Below are 23463 nucleotides of genomic sequence, written 5' to 3' on the forward strand. Positions count from 1 at the left end.
GATGCTTAGCCGGCGATGCCGGTGATCTCGATTTCGGTGTAGTACTGACGGTGACCCTGGCGCTTCATGTGGTGCTTGCGGCGACGGAACTTGATGATCCGGACCTTGTCAGCACGACCCTGGGACAGAACCTTGGCGGTGACGGCGGCGCCCTTCAGCGCATCGCCCAGCTTCACGCCATCGCTGTCGCCCAGCATCAGGATGTTGTCGAACTTGATCTCGCTGCCGACTTCGACTTCGAGCTTTTCAACGCGGAGCTTTTCGCCCTGCGCCACGCGGTATTGCTTACCGCCGGTGACCAGTACTGCGTACATGACCAGGCCTTCCTCTGTAGTTATTGTGGTCTGAGCTGCCGCCATCGAGGGCGGACAGGAGCGGAATTGTACGCAGATCAACGGCCGCGGGTCAAGTCAACCCCTGAACGGCCTGGGGGGCCCGGCCGGAACGAGGTCGGATCCCTTTTCACAACGTGAAAAGGGATCTGACCCCCACCTGTCGGCCTGTCTCAGAAGGTGAGACACCGGGCTGGCATTGTCGCCCATTGCCCCCATCTGGTCACCTCGGTAGGCTGACCGATTGCCGTTCCCTGCTGGCCCGGCACCCAGCCAACGCCCCCACAACCGGATTCCCCATGGCGATGGATTTCATCCGCATCCGCGGCGCGCGGACGCACAACCTGAAGAACCTCGACCTCGACCTGCCCCGCGACAAGCTGATCGTGATCACCGGCCTGTCCGGCTCGGGCAAGTCGTCGCTGGCTTTCGACACGATCTACGCCGAAGGCCAGCGTCGCTACGTCGAGTCGCTGTCGGCCTACGCCCGGCAGTTCCTGAGCGTGATGGAGAAGCCGGACCTTGACCACATCGAGGGCCTGTCTCCGGCGATCTCGATCGAGCAGAAGTCGACGTCGCACAACCCGCGCTCGACGGTCGGCACGATCACCGAGATCTACGACTACCTGCGCCTGCTGTACGCCCGCGTCGGCACGCCGCGCTGCCCCGACCACGGCTATCCGCTGGAAGCGCAGACGGTCAGCCAGATGGTCGACCAGGTGCTGACGCTGGACCCGGAACAGCGCTACATGCTGCTGGCCCCGGTGATCCGCGATCGCAAGGGCGAACACGCGCAGGTATTCGACCAGCTGCGCGCACAGGGCTTCGTGCGCGTGCGCGTGGATGGCGAGCTGCATGAGATCGACGCGGTGCCGCCGCTGGCGCTGCGCCAGAAGCACACCATCGAGGCGGTGATCGACCGCTTCCGCCCGCGCGAGGACATCAAGCAGCGCCTGGCCGAGAGCTTCGAGACCGCGCTGAAACTCGGCGACGGCATGGCCTCGGTGCAGAGCCTGGACAACACCGCCAGCGCGCCGACCCTGTTCTCCTCCAAATACTCCTGCCCGGTCTGCGATTACTCGCTGCCGGAGCTGGAACCGCGCCTGTTCTCGTTCAACGCGCCGATGGGCGCCTGCCCCGGTTGTGATGGCCTGGGCATGGCCGAATTCTTCGATCCCTCGCGCGTGGTCGTGCATCCCGAGCTGTCCCTGGCCGCCGGCGCAGTACGTGGCTGGGACCGTCGCAATGCGTACTATTTCCAGCTGATCGCCTCGCTGGCACGTCACTACAAGTTCGACGTCGATGCCGCCTGGAACTCGCTGCCGGCCAAGGTGCAGCAGGCCGTGCTGTATGGCAGCGGCGAGGACGCAATCACGTTCACCTACTTCACCGAAGCCGGCGGCCGCACCCAGCGCAAGCACCGCTTCGAGGGCATCATTCCCAACCTGGAACGCCGCTACAAGGAAACCGAGTCGGCGGCCGTGCAGGAGGAGCTCGGCAAGTACATCAGCGAGCGCGCCTGCCCCGAGTGCAACGGTGCCCGCCTGAACAAGGCTGCGCGCAACGTGTTCGTGGCCGACCGGCCGCTGCCGGACCTGGTGGTGCTGCCGATCGACGAAGCCCTGAAGTTCTTCAGCGAACTGAGCCTGCCGGGCTGGCGTGGCGAGATCGCCTCGAAGATCGTCAAGGAGATCGGCGAACGCTTGGGCTTCCTGGTCGACGTGGGCCTGGACTACCTCACTCTGGAGCGCAAGGCCGATACCCTCTCCGGTGGCGAGGCACAGCGCATCCGCCTGGCCAGCCAGATCGGTGCCGGCCTGGTCGGCGTGATGTACGTGCTCGACGAGCCGTCGATCGGCCTGCACCAGCGCGACAACGAACGCCTGCTGGGCACCCTCACCCGCCTGCGCGACCTCGGCAACACGGTGATCGTGGTCGAGCATGACGAAGATGCGATCCGCCTGGCCGACTACGTGCTGGACATCGGCCCGGGCGCGGGCGTGCACGGTGGCGAGATCGTCGGCCAGGGCACCCTGCAGGACATCCTGGATGCACCCCGTTCGCTGACGGGCCAGTACCTGTCCGGCAAGCGCTCGATCGAGATCCCGGCGCGCCGGCACCGGCCGAACCCGAAGATGACCCTGCATCTGCGCGGCGCCAGCGGCAACAACCTGAAGGGCGTGGACCTGTCGATTCCCTCGGGCCTGCTGACCTGCGTGACCGGCGTGTCCGGCTCGGGCAAGTCGACGCTGATCAATGACACCCTGTTCTCGCTGGCCGCCAACGAGATCAACGGCTCCTCGCACCCGGTCGCCCCGTACAAGGAGATCGATGGCCTGGACCTGTTCGACAAGGTCGTAGACATCGACCAGTCGCCGATCGGCCGCACCCCGCGCTCGAACCCGGCCACCTACACCGGACTGTTCACCCCGCTGCGCGAGCTGTTCGCACAGGTGCCCGAAGCGCGTGCGCGTGGTTATTCACCGGGTCGTTTCAGCTTCAACGTGCGCGGCGGACGCTGCGAGGCGTGCCAGGGTGATGGCCTGATCAAGGTCGAGATGCACTTCCTGCCGGACGTGTATGTGCCCTGCGATGTCTGCCACGGCAAGCGCTACAACCGCGAAACGCTGGAGATCCTGTACAAGGGCTTCAACATCAACGACGTGCTGGAAATGACCGTCGAAGATGCGCTGAAGCTGTTCGAGCCCGTGCCGTCGATCGCGCGCAAGCTGGAAACGCTGGTGGATGTCGGCCTGAGCTACATCAAGCTGGGACAGAGCGCGACCACGCTGTCCGGTGGTGAAGCGCAGCGCGTGAAACTGTCCAAGGAGCTGTCGCGCCGCGATACCGGCCGCACCCTGTACATCCTCGATGAACCGACCACCGGCCTGCACTTCCACGACATCGAAGCGCTGCTGGGCGTGCTGCACAAGCTGCGCGACGAAGGCAACACGGTGGTGGTGATCGAGCACAACCTCGATGTGATCAAGACCGCCGACTGGATCGTCGACCTGGGGCCGGAAGGCGGCCACCGGGGTGGCACCATCCTGGTCACCGGCACGCCGGAAGACGTGGCCGCCTGCCCGCAGTCGTACACCGGGCAGTTCCTGGCACGCATGCTGCCGTCCACCAGTGCGCGCCCGGAGCAGCCGGCCGCCGTGGCCAACAAGCCCGACGCCCGGCCGCCGCGCAAGGTGAAGCCGGAGAAGGTGGCGAAGAAGGCCGTGGCCGCCAAGAGCACCGGCAAGGCCAGCAAGAGCACGACCAAGAAGAAGGACGCCTGATGAGCAGCGAACACAAGATCCTGGCCCGCATCCCGATCAGCGTGCGCTGGCGCGACATGGACAGCATGGGCCATGTGAACAACGCCAAGTACATCTCCTACCTGGAGGAAGCGCGCGTGCGCTGGATGCTGGGCGTGGAAGGCGTGTCGATGACCGACCGCATCGCGCCGGTGGTGGCCGCGACCAACGTCAACTACCGGCTGCCGATCGTGTGGCCCAACGACATCCTGGTCGAACTGTTCGTCGAGCGCCTGGGCAACAGCAGCGTCACCATCGGTCATCGCATCGTCGACCAGCAGGACGAGTCGAAGCTGTACTCCGATGGCAACGTGGTGGTGGTCTGGATGGATACCCAGACCGGCAAAAGCGCGCCGCTGCCGGACGCGATCCGCAGCGCATCGAGCTGATGCACTGCGGGTGGGTGCCGGCCCGGGTCGGCCCCACCCCGCCGGGCATGGCCCGGCGCTACCGACGCCGGTCCGACCCTGATGCCCGGCGGAACGGGCGCTGCATCATGGAGCGGCCTTGCGTACCGTCAGCGTTGCGCTGGCGGTGCCACCGCCCTCCAGCTGCAACTGCAGCGGCACGACCTGCCCTTCCTTCAAAGCTCCCTCGCCTTCCATCAGCATCAGGTGCAGGCCACCGGGCTTGAGCTCGGTGCGCGCCCCGGCTGCAATCGGCAGCCGTTCGACTTCGCGCATCCGGCTGACACCGTCGACCACGGTGGTCTCGTGCAGTGACACGTCGCCGAAGGCCCTGCTGCCCGCGCCCACCACCGTCACCGGCGCTGCGCAGCGGTTCACGATCGTCCCGTAACCCGCCGTCATCGGCATGGCCGGGTTCGGCGGCAGGCGCACCCAGCCCTGCTCCACCGTCACACAGCGTGATTCCGCCGCCGCTGCTGCGGACGCACACAGAAGCAACAGTACGCCAACGAATGGTTTGGTTATCATCGCCCACGTTCCTTCTTCGCAACGAGACCGCAGCATGACGACGCTCATCGAGGTGATCAACCATGGTCCCATCCGCGAACTGCGCCTGGCGCGGCCGCCGGTCAATGCGCTGGACACCGACCTGTGCCGGCAGCTGATCCACGCCGTCGAGCAGGCCATGGCCGACGATGCGCACGGCATCGTGCTGTCCGGCAGCGAGCGCGTGTTCACCGGCGGCATGGACGTGCCACACCTGCTCTCCCACGGCGATGACAAGCACAAGCTGCTGGATACCTGGAATGCCTTCTTCGGCGCGGTACGTACGCTGGCCGAGAGCCGCATCCCGGTGGTCGCCGCGATCACCGGCCACGCCCCTGCCGGCGGTTGCGTGCTCGCCCTGTGCTGCGATTACCGGGTGATGGCGCGCAGCGCCGACCCGGCACACCCGTATGCCATCGGACTGAACGAGGTGCAGGTCGGCCTGATCGCACCGGAAGGCATCCAGCGCCTGCTGCGCCGTACCGTCGGCGTGCACCGCGCGGGGGTGCTGCTCACCACCGGTGCCCTGGTGCCGGCCGAGCAGGCGCTGCAGATCGGCCTGGTCGACGAACTGGCCGAGGGCGATCTGGTGGTCGCCCGCGCCGTGGCCTGGCTGCAGAACCTGCTCAGGCAGCCGCGGCAGCCGATGCTGCTGACCCGCGCCGTGGCCCGCAATGACCTGCACGAAGCGCTGCACCCGGACCTGATCCAGCTGGACCGGTTCGTAGAGGCCTGGTTCGCCCCGGACGCACAGAATGCCCTGCAGGCGCTGGTGGCGCGGCTGGGCAAGTAACGGTCTCCGCGCTCTGGGGTCAGCCCCCTTCTGCAATGCGAAAGGGATCCGACCCCGGACCGGTATAATCAAGGCCTCTTCATTGTTGTGGCCGCCCCCCTTGAACGACACGCCCGAACCCGTCGTCTCCGAGCTGATCGACCTGCTCACCCTGGAGCGTCTGGAGGACAACCTGTTCCGCGGACAAAGCCGCGACATCGGCACCAAGTACGTGTTCGGCGGGCAGGTGCTGGGCCAGGCGCTGGCCGCCGCCCAGGCCACGGTCGACAACGGGCGCCATGTGCATTCGCTGCACGCGTATTTCCTGCGGGCCGGCAACATCGACCATCCGATCGTCTATGACGTGGACCGCACCCGCGATGGCGGCAGCTTCTCCGTGCGCCGGGTGACCGCGATCCAGCATGGCAAGGTGATCTTCTTCTGTGCCGCCTCGTTCCAGCAGGCGGAGACCGGTGCCGAGCACCAGCACAAGATGCCCGAAGTGCCGCAACCGGAAGACATCGAGCCGAACCGCCCGTTGCCGGCCGAAGTGCTGGAGCGGCTGCCGATCAAAGTGCAGCGCTGGCTCTCGCGCGGTGGCCCGTTCGAGTTCCGCCACGTCTATCCCCGCGACGAACTGAATCCGCCCAAGCGCCCGCCCTATCACCAGGTCTGGATGCGGTTGAGCGAACCGGTCGGCGATGCCCCCGAGCTGCACCAGGCGCTGCTGGCCTACGCGTCCGACTTCCATCTGCTGGGCACGGCGACCTTCCCGCACGGTATCAGCTACTACCATCCGCACGTGCAGATGGCCTCGCTCGACCACGCGATCTGGTTCCACCGCCCGTTCCGCGCCGACGACTGGCTGCTCTATTCGCTGGACAGCCCCAGTGCGCAGGATTCGCGCGGCCTCGCCCGCGGCCAGTTCTTCACCCGTAATGGCGTGCTGGTGGCCAGCACGGCGCAGGAGGGCCTGATCCGCGTGGTTCCCGACCAGACTGCAGCGGCCGCCGTGCCGGCCAAGGACTGATCCGATGCGTCAGATCTTCAGCAGCCAGCGTGTGGAAACCGTCGAGGGCGTGGCCGAGCTCCTGCGCAGCCATGGCATCGAAGTGAAGGTGACCAATGGTCGCTCGTACAAGACCCGGCGGCGCGGCCAGTTCAGCTATACCGACCTGGGCAATACGCAGGGCTATCCAGCGGTCTGGATCGTGCGCGCCGACGACCAGCCACGTGCGCGCGACATCCTGCGCGATGCACGCCTGCTCGATACCACCCGCCGCGACCATCCCACGGCCGAGTTCGCGTTCCGCGACACGCCGGATGCCGGCAGCGGCGGGCGCAGCTGGGCCTGGCGGATCCGCATCGCACTGCTGGTGGTGATCGCTGGCGTGGCGCTGGTGATCGGCCTGCGCCACCGCGGTGGCCCGGCCCCCCCCCCCCGCCGGGCGGGGGGGGGGCCGCGCGCGGGGGGCCCCCGCCCAACACCCGCCGGGCGGGGCCCCCCCGGCCGCTACCGGGGCGCGAACCGGTCACATTCGGCGCGCAGCTCCGTCTTGGGACACAATCCAGCAGGAGCTGCCGCCATGACGACTTTCGCTGCAACGATCGACGAGACGCTTGAACGCGAGCTGCCGGCGGCCAGCAGCGGCTGCCAGCACGCCTATGGGCGCATCGTGCTCGCCTGCCAGAACACCGTGACCGCCATCGCCCTGGCCATCACCGGCGATCGCCAGGCCAGCGAGGACATCGCGCAGGAAGCGTTCGTGAAGGGCTGGCAGCAGCTGCACCAGCTGCGCAGTTCCACCAGCTTCCTGCCCTGGCTGCGGCAGATCACCCGCAACCTCGCGCGCGACTGGCTGCGTGCACAGCGCGGCAGGCCCCTGAGCGGCGAGGCCGCCGAAGTTGCGCTGGGCATGGCGGCCGACCCCTCGCCGACTGCCGCCGACCGCCTGCAGCGACTGGAAGAGGAGGTTGCCGCCGAGGACATCATCTCGGCGCTGCCCACCGACAGCCGCGAAGTCCTGCTGCTTTACTACCGGGAAGGTCAGCGCTCGCAGCAGGTGGCGGACCTGCTGGGCCTGAGTGATGCGGCGGTGCGCAAGCGCCTGTCGCGGGCCCGCGCGCAGGTCCGCGAGGGACTGCTGCAGCGCTTCGGCGAATTCGCGCGCAGCAGCGCACCCAGCGCTGCCTTCGCAACCACCGTGGTCTCGATGGTGCTGATCGCTGCGCCCGGCACGGCCAGTGCCGCGATCCTGCTCGGCACCGGTGTGGGCATTGGCGGCAGCAAGCTGGGGTTGGGCGGCGCCAGCGCAGCCGGCGGTACCGCGATGGGATCGCTGACAGCGGCGCTGGGGCACCTGCATCTGGTCCCGGCCCACAACTGGGCAGCGATCGCCGGTGCCGTGCTGGGCGGCGTGCTCGGCAGCTACCTGGGCGGTCGCTTCCTGCTGTCCTACGCCGAAACGGAACCGGAGCGGGCCCAGGTCCGGCGCTTCGTCCATCTCAACACCTGGACCGTGATGGCCTGCTGCCTGTCCATACTGCTGGTCGTGCTGCTGCAGACGCCGGTATGGGTACACCTGGTGGTCATGGCCATCGGCCTGGGCGCGGTCAACTACCAGTGCCTGGGACCGCTGCAGCGCCTGATGCGGCCCTTGATCGTGCGCGACGCGGCGCGGCGCGGGCGGAAGGGCATCAACTGGAAGTACGAAGCGATGTACGGCCGCAGCGCCATCATCGCGATGAACCTGCTGGTGATCGCCCTGGTGGCCTATACGCTGCTCGACAGCGGTCGCCTGTAACGGACGACGCAGGCAGTCTGCCGGCGTCGTCGTTGAACGTTGCGCCGTGATCAGCGCTGCGGCTTCGGTGCGGCGCCGTCACGCGGGCCCCCGTGGCGCGGGCCGCCATGCATCGGGCCCTTCGCCGCATCGAATTCGGCCTTGCTCAACTGGCCGTCCTTGTTGGTGTCGGCAGCGGCGAACCAGGCGTCGCGATGCTGCTTCATGCGCAGCTCGCGATCAGCCTTGTCCAGATAGCCGTCCTTGTTGAGATCGAGCTGGTCGAAACGTGCCGCCAGGCGCGGATCGGCCTTGGCCTCTTCGCGGCTGATGCGGCCGTCCTTGTCGGTGTCCAGCCTGGCCCAGCGCTCGCCGCCATGGCCGCCACGACGACCATGCTGCCAGCGCGGCATTTCATCGCGCGACAGCCTGCCGTCCTTGTTGCGGTCCAGTTCGTCGAACTTGGCCGCCAGACGTGGGTTGGCAGCGGCCTCGCTGCGGTCGATGACACCGTCACCGTTGGTGTCCAGCTTGGCCGGACGCTGTGCCGGTGCGGTCGGGGGAGTCGCCGCCAGCGCGACACCGGAGGCGGACGTGGCAAGCAGCAGGGCCAGCAGCAGGGGGGTACGGATCATGAGGTCACTCCTGGGGATGAGGTTGCGTCGGGGTGATCAGTTCACCCTCGAATGACAACAACGCCCGACCGCGACGGCGGTTGACGCAACCGCCAGTTCCGTTCATCCGGCGGACAGTCGCGTTCATTGCGACACGCTGGGGCTATGCTGTGCCCATGGCGATCCACGGCGACAGAGACGACGAACTGCGGCTGTTCCAGACCGGCGAGCACCCCTGCGGGTACTGGCCGGACCGGGTGGCGCGCGACCTGGTGATGGATCCCCACGACCGTCGCCTGGGCGGCCTGTATCCCCTCGCACTCAGCTGGGGCTTCCGCCGCAGCGGCGACCTGGTCTATCGGCCCCACTGCGCGCAGTGCCATGCCTGCGTGGCGGTACGGATTCCGGTGGCCCGGTTCGCACCGGACCGCAGCCAGCGTCGCTGCGCCACCCGCAACGCCGACCTGGAGGTGCGGATCACCGCCGCCACTGCGCGCGAGGATCTGTTTGCCCTCTACCACCGCTATCTGGTGCACCGCCACGCCAACGGCGGCATGGACGATCATGGCCCGCACGAGTTCGAGCAGTTCCTGATCGGCAGCTGGTCGCACACCCGCTTCCTGGAGATGCGCCTGCCGGGCCACGATGGCCGGCCCAGCCAGCTGCTCGGAGTGGCCGTCACCGATGTCACCGAGCACGGCCTTTCGGCGGTCTATACCTTCTTCGATCCAGACCACGCAGCGCGGGGACTGGGCACGTTCGCCATCCTGCAGCAGATCGAATGGGCGCGCCGCGAAGGACTGCCGCACGTCTATCTGGGCTACTGGATCCGTGAACACCAGAAAATGGACTACAAGCGCCGCTTCCGTCCGCTGGAGGCCTACGATGGCCGTCGCTGGCACGATTTCGACCGCGATCTGGACGGCCGCTGACAAACCGCTGACACCGGGCGGGGTGCACAATAGGCGGCATGAACGCCCAACCCCTGATCCTTGCCCTGGCCCTGCTGTGTGGCGCTGCGGCCCCTGCTCTTGCCAGGACCCCTGCGATGACCGAAACACCGTCCGCATCGCTGCGCCTGGCCACCTACAACACCTCGCTGTACTCCGATGAGGCCGGTGGCCTGATCAGGGAGCTTGAAGGCGACAGCGCGCATGCGCGCAAGATCGCCGCCGTGCTGCAGCAGGTGCGCCCGGACCTGGTGCTGCTGAACGAATTCGATTTCGACGACGCCCATCGCGCCGCCGACCTGTTCCAGAAGCGCTACCTGGAAGTGGCGCAGCCGGGCGGCGGCGCGCCGCTGCACTTCGCCTACCGCTACCTGGCCCCGGTCAACACCGGCGTGCCCAGTGGCCTGGACCTGGACAACAACGGCGTGGTCGGCGGCGAAGGTCGCAGCCGTGGCAACGATGCCTGGGGCTACGGCCTGCACCCGGGCCAGTACGGCATGCTGGTGCTGTCGCGCTACCCGATCGATGAAGCCAGGGTACGCAGCTTCCAGCTGCTGAAGTGGAGCACGATGCCGGGCGCGATCCGTCCGGTCGATCCGCGCAGCGGGCAGAGCTTCTACAGCGACGCCGTGTGGTCGAAGCTGCGCCTGTCGTCGAAGTCGCACTGGGATGTACCGGTGCAGACCCCGGCAGGCGTGGTGCATGCGCTGGTCTCGCACCCGACGCCGCCGGTGTTCGACGGCCCGGAAAAGCGCAACGCGGCGCGCAACCACGACGAACTGCGCCTGTGGCAGGAGTATCTCACCGCGGGTGACAAGCCCTGGCTGTGCGACGACAAGGGCCAGTGCGGAGGTCTGGCGCAGGATGCACGCTTCGTGATCCTCGGCGATCTCAACAACGACCCGGTCGACGGCGATGGCCGCCACGAGGCGATCGTCGAACTGATCGAGAACGCACGCGTATTGCGCTACCCCACCCCGCGCAGCGCGGGGGGTGAGGAAACCAGCCTCGCCCATGCCGCCAAGGGCATCGTGCGCAAGGGTGCGCCCTTCCACGCCACCGGCGACTTTGGTCCGAAGTCCGGCACCCTGCGACTGGATTACGTACTGCCTTCCACCGGGTTCGAGTACGTAGGCAGCGGCGTGTTCTGGCCAGCCAGCAACAGCCCTGAAGCGAAGATTGCCGACGGCAGCGACCACCACCTGGTGTGGGTGGATGTGAAGTGACCCCAGGCGCCAGGCGCGCTGCTCTGCCTTGGAGAGAGCCGCCGGGCGCGGCCCGGCGCTACCGGCTTACGGGCGCAGCTCGACGCCGATGGCGTCGGCGGCATCACGGGCGATCGAGCGCGCCTCGTCGATGGTGTCGGCGCGCGCCAGGGTGACGCCGACACGGCGCTGACCGTGCACGCTCGGCTTGCCGAACAGGCGTACAGCCGTATCCGGCACCTGCAGTGCAGCCGCGACGTTGTTGAAGTACGGCACGCCCTCGCCCTGCGCCAGCAATGCGCAGGATGCCGACGGACCACTCTGGCGGATCACCGGAACCGGCAGGCCCAGGATGGCGCGTGCGTGCAGCGCGAACTCGCTCAGTTCCTGCGATACCAGCGTCACCAGGCCGGTGTCGTGCGGGCGCGGCGACACTTCGCTGAACCACACTTCATCGCCCTTCACGAACAGCTCCACGCCGAACAGGCCCCAGCCACCCAGGTCATCGGTGATCGCACGCGAGATCTCCTCCGCACGCGCCAGGGCCTTGTCCGACATCGGCTGCGGCTGCCAGCTCTCGCGGTAATCGCCGTCCTTCTGCAGATGACCGATCGGCGCGCAGAACGAGGTGCCTGCCGCGTGGCGCACGGTCAGCAGAGTGATCTCGTAGTCGAAATCGATGAATCCCTCGACGATGCAGCGGCCGGCGCCCGCGCGGCCGCCGGTCTGCGCATACTCCCAGGCCGGCGCGATGTCCGCTTCGCTCCGCAGCGTGCTCTGTCCCTTGCCCGAGGAGGACATCACCGGCTTGACCACGCACGGCAGGCCGATGGCGGCCACGGCGGCGCGGTACTCCGCCTCGGTATCGACAAAGCGGTAGGGCGAGGTTGGCAGGCCCAGCGTCTCGGCGGCCAGGCGGCGGATGCCCTCACGGTCCATGGTCAGGCGTGCGGCACGCGCGGTGGGGATCACCCGCAGGCCCTGCTCCTGTTCCAGCTGTACCAGCGTCTCGGTGTGGATCGCCTCGATCTCCGGCACCACCAGATGAGGCTGTTCCTGGGCGATCAGCGCACGCAGCGCCATCGCATCCAGCATGTCGATCACGTGCGAACGATGCGCGACCTGCATGGCGGGCGCATCGGCGTAACGGTCGGCGGCGATCACCTCCACGCCCAGCCGCTGCAGCTCGATGGCCACTTCCTTGCCGAGTTCGCCCGAGCCCAGCAGCAGCACACGGGTGGCGGAGGGCGAGAGGGGGGTTCCGAGCTTGGCCATGGAGGGGTCCGGCGGTGATGTGAAGGCGGGTGGGCATTCTAGCCGGTCCAGCGGCGGTTCCCGACGAACGGTAGTCGCCATCTGATATCAATTTGATATCGTCACTTCGAACCCTCAAGGACGTACTGCCATGAAAGAGAAGTCGCTGTCCTCCCTCAACGGCCTGGGCACTCTGGCGGGCGCATTGCTCGTCGCCGTCTTCGGCGGTGTGCTGTTCGTGCTGGGCATCGCCGCCAAGGCGTCGACCGGCTCCCCCAACCTGCTGATGATGCTGGTTGGCGCGCTGGTCGCGGTGGTGGCGCTGTTCGCGCTGGCGGGCCTGTACACCGTGCAGCCGAACCAGGCCGCGGTGGTGAGCCTGTTCGGCAAGTACGTCGGCACCGTGAAAGACAATGGCCTGCGCTGGAACAACCCCTTCTACAGCAAGCGCCACGTCAGCCAGCGCGTGCGCAATTTCGAAAGCGGCAAGCTGAAGGTCAACGAGCTCGATGGCAGCCCGATCGAGATCGCCGCAGTGATCGTCTGGCAGGTGGTCGATGCCTCCGAAGCGGTCTACAACGTGGACGACTACGAGAGCTTCGTGCACATCCAGTCCGAATCGGCGCTGCGCGCGATGGCCACCAGCTATCCCTACGACCAGCATGAAGAGGGCCAGCTGGCGCTGCGCAGCCACGCCAGCGAGATCTCCCAGCACCTGAAGAACGAGTTGGCCGAGCGCCTGGCCGACGCCGGCGTGCAGGTGATCGACGCACGCATCAGCCACCTGGCCTATGCTGCCGAAATCGCCCAGGCCATGCTGCAGCGCCAGCAGGCCAACGCGGTGATCGCGGCACGCACGCGCATCGTTGCCGGTGCGGTCGGCATGGTCGAGATGGCCCTGGGCGAACTGCAGAAGAACGGCGTGGTGCAGCTGGACGAGGAACGCAAGGCGCACATGGTCAGCAACCTGTTGACCGTGCTGTGTTCGGACCGGGGCACGCAGCCGATCGTCAACGCCGGTTCGCTGTACTGAATCACCCTCGCAACGGGGCGCCCCACCGCCCCGCCAGGAGCATCCATGAGCGAGAAGAAAGCCTATCCACTGCGCATCAACGCCGACGTCCTGGCCGCGGCGCAGCGCTGGGCCGACGACGAACTGCGCAGCCTCAACGCGCAGATCGAGTACCTGCTGCGCGACGCGCTGCGCAAGGCCGGCAGGCTGCCGCATCCCAAGCCACCTCAGGAGGAGAAGGAATGAGCAAGCGCTGGACGTACCAGACCCTGGAAGTGCCCTCGACGCTGATGGGCAGCATGAAGACCGAAGCCGTGCAGGAGGCGTTGAACAAGCAGGGCCAGCTTGGCTGGGAGCTGGTCAACATCGTGATCCCCGCGCCGATGAGCGCAGCGGTGCTGGTCTTCAAGAAGGAGCTCTGACCATGCAGACCCGCCGTTCGCTGTTCGCCCTTTCACTGGCGCTGCTGAGCGGTGGCGCATTCGCCGCCGAACCGCAGCAGGTTGCCGCCCGGTTGCTGGACCACCTGCAGGCCGGCCGCATCACCGATGCGGAGGCGATGCTGACCCCGCAGATGGCCCGTGCCGTTCCCGCCGAGAAGCTCGACAGCGTGTGGCGGTCCCTGGGCGAACTGCAGCAGCGCGGCCAGGCCCGCAGCAGCGAGCAGCAGGGCCTGCACCTGGTGGAAGTTCCGCTGCAGTTCACCGGTGGCGCGGTGATCGCGCAGGTGGCCGTGGATGCACAGGACAAGGTCGCCGGCCTGCTGCTGCGCCCCGCCCCCGCGGCCAAGGCACCGCCGCCGCCGGCCGATGCGACCTACAGCGAAGTTGATTTCAGTGTGCCGCAGACACGCGGTGCGCTGCCCGGCACGCTGGCGCTGCCCAAGGGCAAAGGCCCGTTCCCGGCAGTGGTGCTGGTGCACGGCTCGGGCCCGCAGGACCGTGACGAAACCATCGGCGGCAACCGTCCCTTCCTCGATATCGCCCGTGGCCTCGCCGCGCACGGAATCGCGGTACTGCGCTACGACAAGCGCACTCTCGCCCGGCCCCAGGATTTCCAGAGCGGCACCTTCACTGTCGATGACGAATCCACCGACGATGCGGTGGCGGCACTGGAGGCCGTCGCCAGCGACCCGCGCATCGACGGCCGCCGCGTGTTCGTGCTCGGCCACAGCCAGGGCGGCATGCTTGCGCCACGCATCGCCAGCCGCTGGCCACAGGCGCGTGGCGCCATCCTGTGGGCCGCTCCCGCGCGCACGCTGCTGGACCTGCTGCCGGAACAGAACCGCTACCTGCTGAGCCTGGACGGCGACATCAGCGCGGCCGGTCAGGCGCTGCTGGACAAACTGGACAGCCAGATCGCCGCAGCACGTGGCAGCACGCCGGTACCCGCCAGCGAACTGCCACTCGGCGTTCCGCAGTCCTTCTGGAAGAGCATCGAAGCCGTAGATGCCCGCGCCGATGCACAGCGGCTGCGCGCACCGCTGCTGATGCTGCATGGCGGGCGCGATTTCCAGGTTCCCGATGCCGACTGGGCACTCTGGCAGAAGGCCCTCGCCCGGCGCGACGATGTGCAGTGGCGGACCTATCCGGCGCTGAACCACATCGGCATCGCTGGCAGCGGCCCGAGTTCGTTGAAGGAGTACACCCGGCCCGGCCATGTCGATGCGGGGTTGATCGATGACATCGCCCGATGGGTGGAGGCACAACGATGAGCCCCAATGAAGCCCGTCCGTTCGAGCTGGCTGGCAGTTCACCCCTGCGCGTGCTGTGGGTGCTGTTGCCGGTGCTGGCCGTGCTGGTCATCAGCGTGTACGTGCAGTTCAGCCGCACGCGTGCGCCTGCACCATGGATGGAAGTCACCCTGTCGCCGCCGTTCTTCCTGATGAACGGCAGCGCGGCATGGAGCATCGCCGTGCTGGTGCTGATCGGCGTGGGCCTGGGTACTTCGTTCTTCCGCCGCCGCGTGGAGCTGGTGGGTGGCGTGCTGGATGTGCGCTCGACGCTGTACCGACGGCGTACACCGGTGCGCGACATGCTGCTGGACCAGGCCGAGGTGGTGGACCTGGCGCAGGACCGCCGCTATGGCATCCGCTTCAAGACCAACGGCTACTCGATGCCCGGCTTCTATTCCGGGCATATGCGGCTGCAGGGCGGCGGCAAGGGCTTCGCCCTGGTCACCGACCGTCACCGCACGCTGGCGATCCCGGTGCGCGGCGGCAGCACCCTGCTGCTGAGCATGGAACGCCCACAGGCATTGCTTGACGCCCTGCGCAAGGTGGCCGCAGCCGCGCCACGGCAGTAAGCTGCGGACATGCATCGCCGACCGCTGCTGCTGCTGAACACCGAGGCCATCGAACTGTGGCCGGCCGATCTGCTGCGCGCGCGCAGCAACCTCGATGCACGCCTGCTGGCGCGGGCCCGCTGGGTGCTGCGGCGCAAGCGCGATGGCCGCTATCTGGCCGCCGTGCTGACGCAGGGCGTTCATTCGCTGGTGCCGCGTCTGCCGCACGAGCCTGGCGTGGAGGAGGCGCTGGCACTGCTGGATGCCCGCGCGTCACGCCCTTTCGCTGCGGCACTGGAGCAGCGATGGCTGCCCCTGGCGGGCTTGCAGCAACGCCTGCAGCACCTTGGCCTGGATGCGCAGGGTTACGCGGATGACACCGGGCTGCCGCTGGAAGCCGAGCCGTGCCTGCTGCATTTCGCCGGCCGCGATCGCTTTTCGCGGCCCCTGTGGTTGCGCCGCGACGCGGCGCAGGGGTGGCGGCGGATGCGCCTGCACGCGGCCCGCGATGGCGTTGCCCTGGATGCCATTTCCGGCTTCCGCAGCCATGCGTACCAGTTGGGAATCTTCGAGCGGAAGCGCGGCCGCGGCCTGAGCGTGGCGGAGATCCTGAAGGTCAACGCCGCGCCGGGCTTCAGCGAGCACCACAGCGGGCACGCACTGGATATCGGCACCCCGGGCGATGCACCTGCAGAGGAATCGTTCGAGCGTACCGATGCGTTCGCGTGGCTGCAGGCGCACGCCCGCGGGCATGGATTCCACCTGAGCTACCCGCGCGGCAACCCGCACGGGATCGTCTACGAGCCCTGGCACTGGTGCTGGAAACCGGCCAACGGCTGAGCCCCTCCCCACACTGCCCTCACCGCCGCAGGGCGTCGATCGCCAGCAGCACCCATCCCACCATCAGGCTGGTGCCGCCCACAGGCGCCAGCCGGGTAGGCCACTGCCAGAGCGCGCTGCCCACCAGGCTGCCGGAGAACAGCACGACGCCCAGCAGCAGCACGTACAGCGCCAGATGTGCGATCACGCCCTGCGCGCGCCGTCCCACTGCAACCAGCACGGCACCATGGGCGAACGCATACAGCGCCGCCATGTTCAGATGCTGCTGCGCCTGCGGATCGGACACGCCATGCGAGGCATAGGCCGACAGGCCGATCGAAGCGGCCGCCAACAGCGCACCGATGCAGGCCAGCAGCGAGGGCTTACGCGCACGTCGTTCCAGATTGAACATGACTGCTCCTTGCGCGGCGCCCGCCCGGCGGCGGACGCGGGATGAAAAAAAACGCGCCGCAGGAAGCGGCGCGTTTTCGTGTCCAACACTACATGGGTCAGCCAGCGCTTACTTGACGGCCCAGTAGATGTCGTAGGTGCCTTCCTGGGTGAACGACTTGTCCACGCCGTCCTTCCACGATTCGTACGGACGGTCGATGACTTCGTTGCCCGAGGTCACTGCCCACGCACGCAGGCCGTTGCGGGCCACGTCCAGGCCGGCCATGTGACCGGTGTAGGCCGCATGCGCCGAACGATGCGGGGCGACATGCACGTACTTGACCGGGGCACCACCGTCGATCTTGACGGTCAGCTCCTCACCGGTGGCACCTTCGGTACCCTTCCTCTTCACCGGCTGTGCGATGTCGAAGGCGTACTTCTCGGCACCGAAATCGGTGGTGATGATGCGGAACGGACCGGCGGCTTCAAGGCCATTGGCCTCCATCACGCGCTTGATCCACTCCTGGTTGTCCTTGATGGACTTGGTGATGGTGTCCTGGCCGCGGTCGACGTTGCCGGCGTTGACGACCAGCAGGTCTTCGGCCGGCACCTGCACGATACCCAGATCGGTCAGCGGCGCTTCCGGGGTGCGGTAGTCGACGTTCGGCACGGTGGCCAGCATGTTCGCCATGCGCGACAGGCCCAGCTTGATGTCGTCGCCGATCTGGCGGCTGACATACAGGCCGGCGTAGCGACCGAACAGGTCGAAGCCGTACTTCACCGAGTAGTCCTGGGTGATCTTGACGTTGCGACCACCCTTGCCGGTCGGCTCCAGATTGAAGGTGGTGACCTTGTCGTGACCCTTGGTCGGGTCTTCGATGGCGATCACAACACGCTTGTTCTCTTCGGCCTCGGTCACCTTCCAGGAACCGTTGCCCAGGTCCTTGGAGGAGAAGTCGAGGGTGGCACCGACGCCGGAGGCCGGGCCGGACAGCTTCAGTTCAACGGCGGGATCGCGCAGTACCAGCGGGTTCCAGTCCTTGAAGCGGCGCAGGCTGCTGACCGTGTCGTACACGATCGTCATCTTGCGGTTGGTCTCGATGCTTTCGGTGATGTGGCGCTCGCCCGGCAGACATACGCCAATGATGACGAACAGGCCAGCCACGATCCCCAAGGCGATCAGGAACTCGATAATACGGGTCATTCAGGAGTCTCCGGGGCCGATCCCACGGCCGGGTTGATTGAAGCGAAGCGCCAATCCTAGCAGGCTTCGCGGGCATTGTTTATCGCGATTGGCGCACCGGTTTCCCTGCCGGCTGCGTATTTGTATGGACAAAGGATTGGCAGGGTAGCGCATCCGGCCGCCCCGCATGTAGGGGGCAGCCCGTCCCGGGGCCCGGGAATGCCGGCCAAACCTTTGCCGGAGAAGGCTTTTCGTCAGACCAGCTGCAGTTCGAACGCCTTCAGGACGGCCCGCGTACGGTCGCGCACGCCCAGCTTGGACAGGATGTTGGACACATGGTTCTTGATGGTGCCCTCGGCCACGCCCAGCGAATTGGCGATCTCCTTGTTGGAGAAGCCGCTGGCCATCAGCCGCAGGATCTCCGTCTCGCGGTCGGTCAGCGGGTCCGGCCGGTCCAGGCTGACGAAATCATTGCGCATGTGCTCCAGCCCGGACAGCAGTCGCTGGGTCACCGCCGGCTGCACCAGCGATCCGCCGTCGGCCACGGTGCGGATGGCGCCCACCAGCTGGTCCAGGGTCACGTCCTTGAGCAGATACCCCTTGGCGCCGGCCTTGAGGCCCGCCAGCACCAGCTGGTCGTCGTCGAAGGTGGTCAGGATGATGGTCGGCGGCAGCTGTTCCAGCCGCGACAGGACCTGCAGCGCCTCCAGCCCGGACATCACCGGCATGCGCATGTCCATCAGGACCACATCCGGACGGACCTGGGGCACCAGTTCGACCGCCTGCCGGCCGTCGCCGGCCTCGGCCACCACCTCGATGCCGTCGTCCAGCGCCAGCAGCGAGCGGATTCCCTGCCGCACCAGGGTTTGGTCGTCGACCAGGCAGACGCGAATCATCAACGCACTCCTTCAGGAACCTTGGTAAGGGCGGCCACCAGCACGGTTGCCGGCACCGTCGCACGCAGGCAGAAGCCTTCGCCGGGGCGGGTTTCCACCTGCAGCTGGCCACCGCATTGTTGCAGGCGCTCGCGCATCCCGCGCAAGCCATTGCCCACATTGACCATTTCCGCGCCGACACCGTCGTCGCGCGCCTCGACCACCACCCGGTCCGGTGCCTCACGGTACACCCGGATCCACAGATGGCGGGCCCCGGAGTGGCGCACCGTATTGGTGATGATCTCCTGGGTGCAGCGCAGCAGCACGTGGGCCCGCTGCGGATCCTCCACGTTCAGGGGATCTTCGATGTCCAGCTGGATGTCCAGCGAGGGCACGTTCTCGGTCAGCGGGCGCAGCGCGGCAGCCAGGTCGATGGCGCTGGTCTCGCGCAACTGGCTGACCACTTCGCGCACATTGCCCAGCAGCAGCTTGGCCAGCGTGTGCGAGCGTTTCACGTGGTCCAGCGCCTTGCCTTCGGCGAGATGGCCGGCCACTTCCAGGTTGAGGGTCAGCGCGGTCAACTGATGCCCCAGCAGGTCATGCAGCTCGCGCGAGATGCGGGTGCGCTCGTTGACCCGTGCGCTCTCGGCCAGCAGGGCGCGGGTCGCCCTCAGCTCCGCATTCAGCCGGCGCTGCTCGTCGCGGGCGTCGGTCTGCTGCCGTGCGACCAGGCTGGTCACGAACATGAACATGGAGAAGCCGCCATACAGCAGCGACTGCATGAGTGCCTCGAACAACGGCATGTCGAGGATCAGATAGTAGACCGGCAGCACCGCCAGCTGGCTGAGCAGCAACCAGATCACGCCACTGCGCACGGGCAGCATCCACGGGATCACCCCGGCGGCCACCATCATCAGGATGCTGCCCAGGCCCGAACCGCTCAGGTAGCTGACGCCCAGGGCCGAGCCGGTCAGTACCACCAGCACCACCCGGTCGTACCAGGCGGCCTGGCTGCTGTCGCGCAGGCCACGGGTCAGCCAGAAGTAGCCGGCGCCGAAGAACAGGTAGGCGGCAAACAGCCACAGGGACCAGCTGTCGATACCGCTGCCGCCGTGCCGCAGCATCGACTCGTACTGGGAATACACCACGGGCAGGCCGACCATGACCCAGGTGAACAGGCCGGCCAGGCGCAGGACTCGGATTTGGCTGAGATATCCCAACATGGAGGCATCTTAGGCTGAACCAGCGCTCCTGCCCCCGGGCAGAAGTCATGGCGACGGGCGTGCCCCCGCCAGCCACCCATGCAATAATCGTGCGCAGGGTCCGTTGCAGGACCAACCGCGTTACCCCACGGAGTCACAATGTCGATTGTCATCCGCGACGTGCGCGAGCACGAGCTCGATTCCGTCCTGGCTTTGAACAACAACGCTGGCCTGGCCATCCTTCCGCTGGATGCCGCACGCCTGCGCCTGTTCTATGAAACCGCTGAGTACTTCCGCGTCGCCGAGCGCGACGGCAACCTGGCCGGGTTCCTGATCGGCTTCGGCAGCGACAGCCAGCACGACAGCAGCAACTTCGCCTGGTTCAAGCAGCAGCTGGACACCCCGTTCTTCTATATCGACCGCATCGTGGTCGCCAGCCGCCGCCGCGGTGGTGGCGTCGGCCGGGCGTTCTACGCCGATGCGCAGAGCTTCGCCGAGCTGCGCTACCCGCAGATGACCTGCGAAGTCTTCCTCGACCATGGTGCCGATGCCGCCCTGCTGTTCCACGGCAGCTTCGGCTTCCGCGAGCTGGGCCAGAACACCATGCCGCAGGTCGATGTGCGCGCCAGCATGCTGGCCAAGGAACTGTGCAGCTACCCGTGGGTACAGGAGACCTACGGCGGCAAGCTGCCGGATGTGGCATGGACACGCGACCGGCAGCTGCCGGCGCAGGCACAGCGGCCGACGGGGACCTGAGCGTGGCGGTGAATTTCGATTACGAACAGGCAGGTGAACTGAAGATCGGCCAGGTCGGCATCGCCAACCTGCGCGTGCGGACCCTCGATGTCGAACGACTCGTGCAGGAAATGCGCGAACGGGTGACCCGCGCCCCGAAACTGTTCGGCCGTGCCGCGGTGATCCTGGACTTCGGCGGCCTCAGCCAGGTACCGGACGTGGCCACCGCGCAGGCGCTGGTCGATGGCCTGCGCAGCGCCGGCGTGCTGCCGGTGGCGCTGGCCTATGGCACCAGTGCGGTCGACCAGCTCTCGCAGCAGCTCGGCCTGCCGCTGCTGGCCAAGTTCCGCGCCCAGTACGAGCGTGTCGAGACCGAGCCGGCCCCGCCGCCTGCGCCTGCGCCGGAGCCGCGCCGCGCCGCCCGCGCTGAACCGAAGCCGGCCCCGGCCGCTCCGGTGGCCAGGGTGGCCGAGGGCTCGGCACCGCAACCGGGCCGCATGCAGCTCGGCAATGTACGTTCCGGCCAGCAGCTGTACGCGGAGAACTGCGACCTGACGGTCATGGCGACCGTCGGCGCCGGTGCCGAGGTCATCGCCGACGGCAGCATCCATATCTACGGCACCCTGCGCGGCCGCGCGCTGGCGGGTGCCCAGGGCAACACCGCGGCGCGCATCTTCTGCCGTGATTTCCATGCGGAACTGGTGGCCATTGCCGGCCACTACAAGGTACTGGACGATGTCCCGGACAACCTGCGCGGCAAGGCCGTGCAGGTGTGGCTGGAACAGGACCAGGTCAAGATCGCTGCGCTGGACTGACGCAGCCCCAACATCATGCAGAACCAGGAGAAGTCCTTTGGCTGAAATCATCGTAGTCACCTCCGGCAAGGGCGGCGTCGGCAAGACCACTACCAGCGCGAGCCTGGCCTGCGGCCTGGCACGGCGCGGCAAGAAGGTGGCGGTGATCGACTTCGACGTCGGCCTGCGCAACCTCGACCTGATCATGGGCTGCGAACGCCGCGTGGTGTACGACTTCGTCAACGTCGTGCACGGCGAGGCTACCCTCAAGCAGGCCCTGATCAAGGACAAGCGCTTCGACAACCTGTACGTGCTGGCTGCCTCGCAGACCCGCGACAAGGACGCGCTGACCCAGGAGGGCGTGGGCAAGGTGCTGAAGGACCTGGCCGCCGACGGTTTCGACTTCGTGATCTGCGACTCCCCGGCCGGTATCGAGAAGGGTGCCTTCCTGGCGATGTACTTCGCCGACCGCGCGGTGGTGGTGGTGAACCCGGAAGTGTCCTCGGTGCGCGACTCCGACCGCATCATCGGCCTGCTGGATTCGAAGACACACAAGGCCGAATCCGGCCAGGACGTGCCGGCCTTCCTGCTGCTGACCCGCTACAGCCCGTCGCGCGTGGAAACCGGCGAGATGCTGAGCATCGTCGACGTGGAGGAAGTGCTGGGCCTGAAGGCGATCGGCGTGATCCCCGAATCGGGTGACGTGCTGAACGCCTCCAACAAGGGCGAGCCGGTGATCCTCGACGGCGAATCGATCGCTGGCCAGGCGTATGACGATGCGGTGAGCCGCATCCTGGGCGAGGAGCGGCCGATGCGCTTCACCACCGTGGAGAAGAAGGGCTTCTTCAGCAAGCTGTTCGGAGGGTAAGCATGGGCCTGTTTGATTTCCTCAAAGCGAAGAAGACCACCGCCGAAACCGCCAAGAACCGCCTGCAGATCATCATCGCGCAGGAGCGCAGCCATCGCGGTGGCCCGGACTACCTGCCGCTGCTGCAGCGCGAGCTGCTGGAAGTGATCAAGAAGTACGTCAACATCGACGTCGACGCGGTGAAGGTCGACCTGGTCAAGGATGGCCAGCACGACGTGCTGGACATCTCCGTGGCGCTGCCGGAAGGCCCGGAAAAGCCCTGACCCCCTGCCCCGCCCGTGCCTGCATGGGCGGGGCTGCACGATTCCGCATGACTGACACGACAACCGCCGTGGACATCACCTGCGTGGGCGATATCGCCTTCGCCGATGCACAGCGCCTGCTTGCCGCGCATGGGCTGGAGCTGCACCACGTCGCCGCCGGCGAGCCGATTCCCGGCAGCTACTGGGGCGAACCTGAAGCAGGCATCATCGCCAGCAACGTGTATGTGCGCGACGACACGCCCGTGCATTCGATGCTGCACGAGGCCTGCCATCTGATCGTGCTGCCGCCGGAGCGGCGCGCGCAGGTGCATACCGATGCCACTGATTCGGTCGCCGAGGAAGATGCCACGTGCTACCTGCAGATCGTGCTGGCCGCGCAGCTGCCCGGTGTCGGCAGCGCACGGCTGATGGCCGACATGGATGCGTGGGGGTATACGTACCGGTTGGGATCGACGAGAGCGTGGTTCGAGCAGGACGCCGAAGACGCGAAGGCGTGGTTGATCGAACGCGGGTTGCCAGTGGCGTAAGGCCGCGGGCGCGGTTGGCCACGGGCGCGTGGCGACGCGCCGAACTCTGCGGCGCCCCTCTTTTCACTCGGCGCGGTTCGAGCAGGACGCCGAAGACGCGAAGGCGTGGTTGATCGAACGCGGGTTGCCAGTGGCGTAAGGCCGCGGGCGCGGTTGGCCACGGGCGCGTGGCGACGCGCCGAACCCTGCGGCGCCCCTCTTTTCACTCGGCGCGGTTCGAGCAGGACGCCGAAGACGCGAGAGCCTGGCTGATCGAACGTGGATTGCCGGTAGCGTGACGCGCCGCGAAACGGGGTCACAAACCATTTTATGGGCAAAAAGGCTATGGACCCCACACCCCACCCCAG

26 protein-coding genes and 1 pseudogene are annotated in these 23463 nt (G+C 67.3%); 19 read left to right on the forward strand and 8 right to left on the reverse strand.

Going from position 1 to position 23463, the window contains the following annotated elements:
- Positions 1 to 5: 5 nt before the first annotated feature.
- Entirely contained in the window at positions 6 to 314 is a 309-nt protein-coding gene (gene rplU / locus ACVOMM_RS03900; RefSeq protein WP_006424709.1) for a 50S ribosomal protein L21, read from the reverse strand.
- A gap of 317 nt (positions 315 to 631) precedes the next feature.
- Here rplU and uvrA point away from each other — a divergent pair, with 317 nt between their 5' ends.
- Both uvrA and ACVOMM_RS03910 read left to right on the forward strand, forming a co-directional pair.
- Positions 632 to 3616 (forward strand): excinuclease ABC subunit UvrA, encoded by a 2985-nt coding sequence (gene uvrA / locus ACVOMM_RS03905; protein WP_053516129.1) that lies wholly within the window; start codon positions 632 to 634, stop codon positions 3614 to 3616.
- Complete coding sequence (locus ACVOMM_RS03910) at positions 3616 to 4023, forward strand: acyl-CoA thioesterase (RefSeq protein WP_053516131.1); 408 nt, start codon at positions 3616 to 3618, stop codon at positions 4021 to 4023. The genes uvrA and ACVOMM_RS03910 overlap by 1 nt, the downstream gene beginning before the upstream one ends.
- A 105-nt stretch (positions 4024 to 4128) precedes the next feature.
- Here ACVOMM_RS03910 and ACVOMM_RS03915 read toward each other — a convergent pair whose 3' ends face one another.
- Complete coding sequence (locus ACVOMM_RS03915) at positions 4129 to 4569, reverse strand: copper chaperone PCu(A)C (RefSeq protein ID WP_053516133.1); 441 nt, start codon at positions 4567 to 4569, stop codon at positions 4129 to 4131.
- A gap of 34 nt (positions 4570 to 4603) precedes the next feature.
- On the opposite strand from ACVOMM_RS03915, the gene ACVOMM_RS03920 reads away from it, so the two are divergent.
- The 4 genes and pseudogenes from ACVOMM_RS03920 (at position 4604) to ACVOMM_RS03935 (ending at position 8163) form a co-directional block, all read left to right on the forward strand.
- Positions 4604 to 5380: an enoyl-CoA hydratase/isomerase family protein gene (locus tag ACVOMM_RS03920; RefSeq protein ID WP_481525910.1), complete on the forward strand. Its 777-nt coding sequence runs from the start codon at positions 4604 to 4606 to the stop codon at positions 5378 to 5380.
- 100 nt (positions 5381 to 5480) lie between these two features.
- Positions 5481 to 6389, forward strand: coding sequence for an acyl-CoA thioesterase II (gene tesB, locus ACVOMM_RS03925; protein ID WP_065174609.1), 909 nt, complete (start codon positions 5481 to 5483; stop codon positions 6387 to 6389).
- Positions 6390 to 6393: 4 nt separating this feature from the next.
- Positions 6394 to 6864, forward strand: a pseudogene (locus ACVOMM_RS03930) (pathogenicity-like protein); the annotation flags it as partial.
- An 81-nt stretch (positions 6865 to 6945) separates the two neighbouring features.
- On the forward strand, positions 6946 to 8163 hold the full coding sequence (locus ACVOMM_RS03935) for an RNA polymerase sigma factor (RefSeq protein WP_164151808.1): 1218 nt from the start codon (positions 6946 to 6948) through the stop codon (positions 8161 to 8163).
- A gap of 50 nt (positions 8164 to 8213) precedes the next feature.
- Here the strand turns inward: ACVOMM_RS03935 and ACVOMM_RS03940 are convergent, their stop codons facing one another.
- Positions 8214 to 8777 (reverse strand): EF-hand domain-containing protein, encoded by a 564-nt coding sequence (locus tag ACVOMM_RS03940; protein WP_065182363.1) that lies wholly within the window; start codon positions 8775 to 8777, stop codon positions 8214 to 8216.
- Positions 8778 to 8932: 155 nt separating this feature from the next.
- Here ACVOMM_RS03940 and ACVOMM_RS03945 point away from each other — a divergent pair, with 155 nt between their 5' ends.
- Both ACVOMM_RS03945 and ACVOMM_RS03950 read left to right on the forward strand, forming a co-directional pair.
- On the forward strand, positions 8933 to 9688 hold the full coding sequence (locus ACVOMM_RS03945) for an arginyltransferase (RefSeq protein ID WP_053516144.1): 756 nt from the start codon (positions 8933 to 8935) through the stop codon (positions 9686 to 9688).
- A gap of 38 nt (positions 9689 to 9726) precedes the next feature.
- On the forward strand, positions 9727 to 10932 hold the full coding sequence (locus ACVOMM_RS03950) for an endonuclease/exonuclease/phosphatase family protein (RefSeq protein WP_481525911.1): 1206 nt from the start codon (positions 9727 to 9729) through the stop codon (positions 10930 to 10932).
- A 66-nt stretch (positions 10933 to 10998) separates the two neighbouring features.
- Here the strand turns inward: ACVOMM_RS03950 and purT are convergent, their stop codons facing one another.
- Positions 10999 to 12186, reverse strand: a complete 1188-nt coding sequence (gene purT, locus ACVOMM_RS03955) for a formate-dependent phosphoribosylglycinamide formyltransferase (protein WP_053516148.1) — start codon at positions 12184 to 12186, stop codon at positions 10999 to 11001.
- A gap of 130 nt (positions 12187 to 12316) precedes the next feature.
- Between purT and ACVOMM_RS03960 the strand changes: the two genes are divergently transcribed.
- The 6 genes from ACVOMM_RS03960 to ACVOMM_RS03985 are packed head-to-tail and all read left to right on the forward strand — an operon-like array spanning position 12317 to position 16300.
- The gene (locus ACVOMM_RS03960) at positions 12317 to 13198 is read left to right on the forward strand and encodes an SPFH domain-containing protein (RefSeq protein ID WP_053516150.1); all 882 of its coding nucleotides are present in this window, start codon (positions 12317 to 12319) and stop codon (positions 13196 to 13198) included.
- Between the two features lie 45 nt (positions 13199 to 13243).
- On the forward strand, positions 13244 to 13423 hold the full coding sequence (locus tag ACVOMM_RS03965; protein ID WP_053516152.1) for a type II toxin-antitoxin system antitoxin: 180 nt from the start codon (positions 13244 to 13246) through the stop codon (positions 13421 to 13423).
- Positions 13420 to 13599, forward strand: coding sequence for a DUF4177 domain-containing protein (locus tag ACVOMM_RS03970; protein ID WP_053516154.1), 180 nt, complete (start codon positions 13420 to 13422; stop codon positions 13597 to 13599). Before ACVOMM_RS03965 ends, ACVOMM_RS03970 begins: the two co-directional genes overlap by 4 nt.
- A gap of 2 nt (positions 13600 to 13601) precedes the next feature.
- Positions 13602 to 14891 (forward strand): alpha/beta hydrolase, encoded by a 1290-nt coding sequence (locus ACVOMM_RS03975; RefSeq protein WP_481525912.1) that lies wholly within the window; start codon positions 13602 to 13604, stop codon positions 14889 to 14891.
- On the forward strand, positions 14888 to 15481 hold the full coding sequence (locus ACVOMM_RS03980; RefSeq protein ID WP_053516158.1) for a PH domain-containing protein: 594 nt from the start codon (positions 14888 to 14890) through the stop codon (positions 15479 to 15481). The genes ACVOMM_RS03975 and ACVOMM_RS03980 overlap by 4 nt, the downstream gene beginning before the upstream one ends.
- 9 nt (positions 15482 to 15490) lie before the next feature.
- Positions 15491 to 16300 (forward strand): M15 family metallopeptidase, encoded by an 810-nt coding sequence (locus ACVOMM_RS03985; RefSeq protein WP_193396415.1) that lies wholly within the window; start codon positions 15491 to 15493, stop codon positions 16298 to 16300.
- Positions 16301 to 16319: 19 nt separating this feature from the next.
- On the opposite strand, the gene ACVOMM_RS03990 is transcribed toward ACVOMM_RS03985, so the two are convergent.
- The 4 genes from ACVOMM_RS03990 to ACVOMM_RS04005 form a co-directional block, all read right to left on the reverse strand.
- Positions 16320 to 16691: a DUF423 domain-containing protein gene (locus tag ACVOMM_RS03990; RefSeq protein WP_065182368.1), complete on the reverse strand. Its 372-nt coding sequence runs from the start codon at positions 16689 to 16691 to the stop codon at positions 16320 to 16322.
- A 108-nt stretch (positions 16692 to 16799) separates the two neighbouring features.
- A complete protein-coding gene (locus ACVOMM_RS03995) occupies positions 16800 to 17873 on the reverse strand; it encodes a polyketide cyclase (RefSeq protein ID WP_481525913.1) in 1074 nt (357 codons plus the stop codon).
- Positions 17874 to 18106: 233 nt separating this feature from the next.
- A complete protein-coding gene (locus tag ACVOMM_RS04000; RefSeq protein ID WP_053516165.1) occupies positions 18107 to 18748 on the reverse strand; it encodes a response regulator in 642 nt (213 codons plus the stop codon).
- Entirely contained in the window at positions 18748 to 19950 is a 1203-nt protein-coding gene (locus ACVOMM_RS04005) for a sensor histidine kinase (protein ID WP_053516166.1), read from the reverse strand. Before ACVOMM_RS04005 ends, ACVOMM_RS04000 begins: the two co-directional genes overlap by 1 nt.
- Positions 19951 to 20088: 138 nt before the next feature.
- On the opposite strand from ACVOMM_RS04005, the gene ACVOMM_RS04010 reads away from it, so the two are divergent.
- Genes ACVOMM_RS04010 through ACVOMM_RS04030 form a run of 5 tightly spaced genes read left to right on the forward strand, consistent with a single transcriptional unit; the run spans position 20089 to position 23116 of the window.
- On the forward strand, positions 20089 to 20685 hold the full coding sequence (locus ACVOMM_RS04010; RefSeq protein WP_053516169.1) for a GNAT family N-acetyltransferase: 597 nt from the start codon (positions 20089 to 20091) through the stop codon (positions 20683 to 20685).
- Positions 20631 to 21479, forward strand: coding sequence for a septum site-determining protein MinC (gene minC / locus ACVOMM_RS04015; RefSeq protein WP_053516171.1), 849 nt, complete (start codon positions 20631 to 20633; stop codon positions 21477 to 21479). The genes ACVOMM_RS04010 and minC overlap by 55 nt, the downstream gene beginning before the upstream one ends.
- A 37-nt stretch (positions 21480 to 21516) precedes the next feature.
- Complete coding sequence (minD, locus tag ACVOMM_RS04020; RefSeq protein WP_053516174.1) at positions 21517 to 22326, forward strand: septum site-determining protein MinD; 810 nt, start codon at positions 21517 to 21519, stop codon at positions 22324 to 22326.
- A 2-nt stretch (positions 22327 to 22328) separates the two neighbouring features.
- Positions 22329 to 22589 carry a cell division topological specificity factor MinE gene (minE, locus tag ACVOMM_RS04025; protein ID WP_053516176.1) on the forward strand — a complete coding sequence of 87 codons (261 nt, stop codon included), beginning with the start codon at positions 22329 to 22331 and terminating at the stop codon, positions 22587 to 22589.
- Positions 22590 to 22636: 47 nt separating this feature from the next.
- Positions 22637 to 23116 (forward strand): hypothetical protein, encoded by a 480-nt coding sequence (locus ACVOMM_RS04030; protein ID WP_065182371.1) that lies wholly within the window; start codon positions 22637 to 22639, stop codon positions 23114 to 23116.
- The last annotated feature ends 347 nt before the right edge of the window (positions 23117 to 23463 follow it).

The sequence above is a fragment of the Stenotrophomonas sp. STEN009 genome (assembly GCF_056760395.1).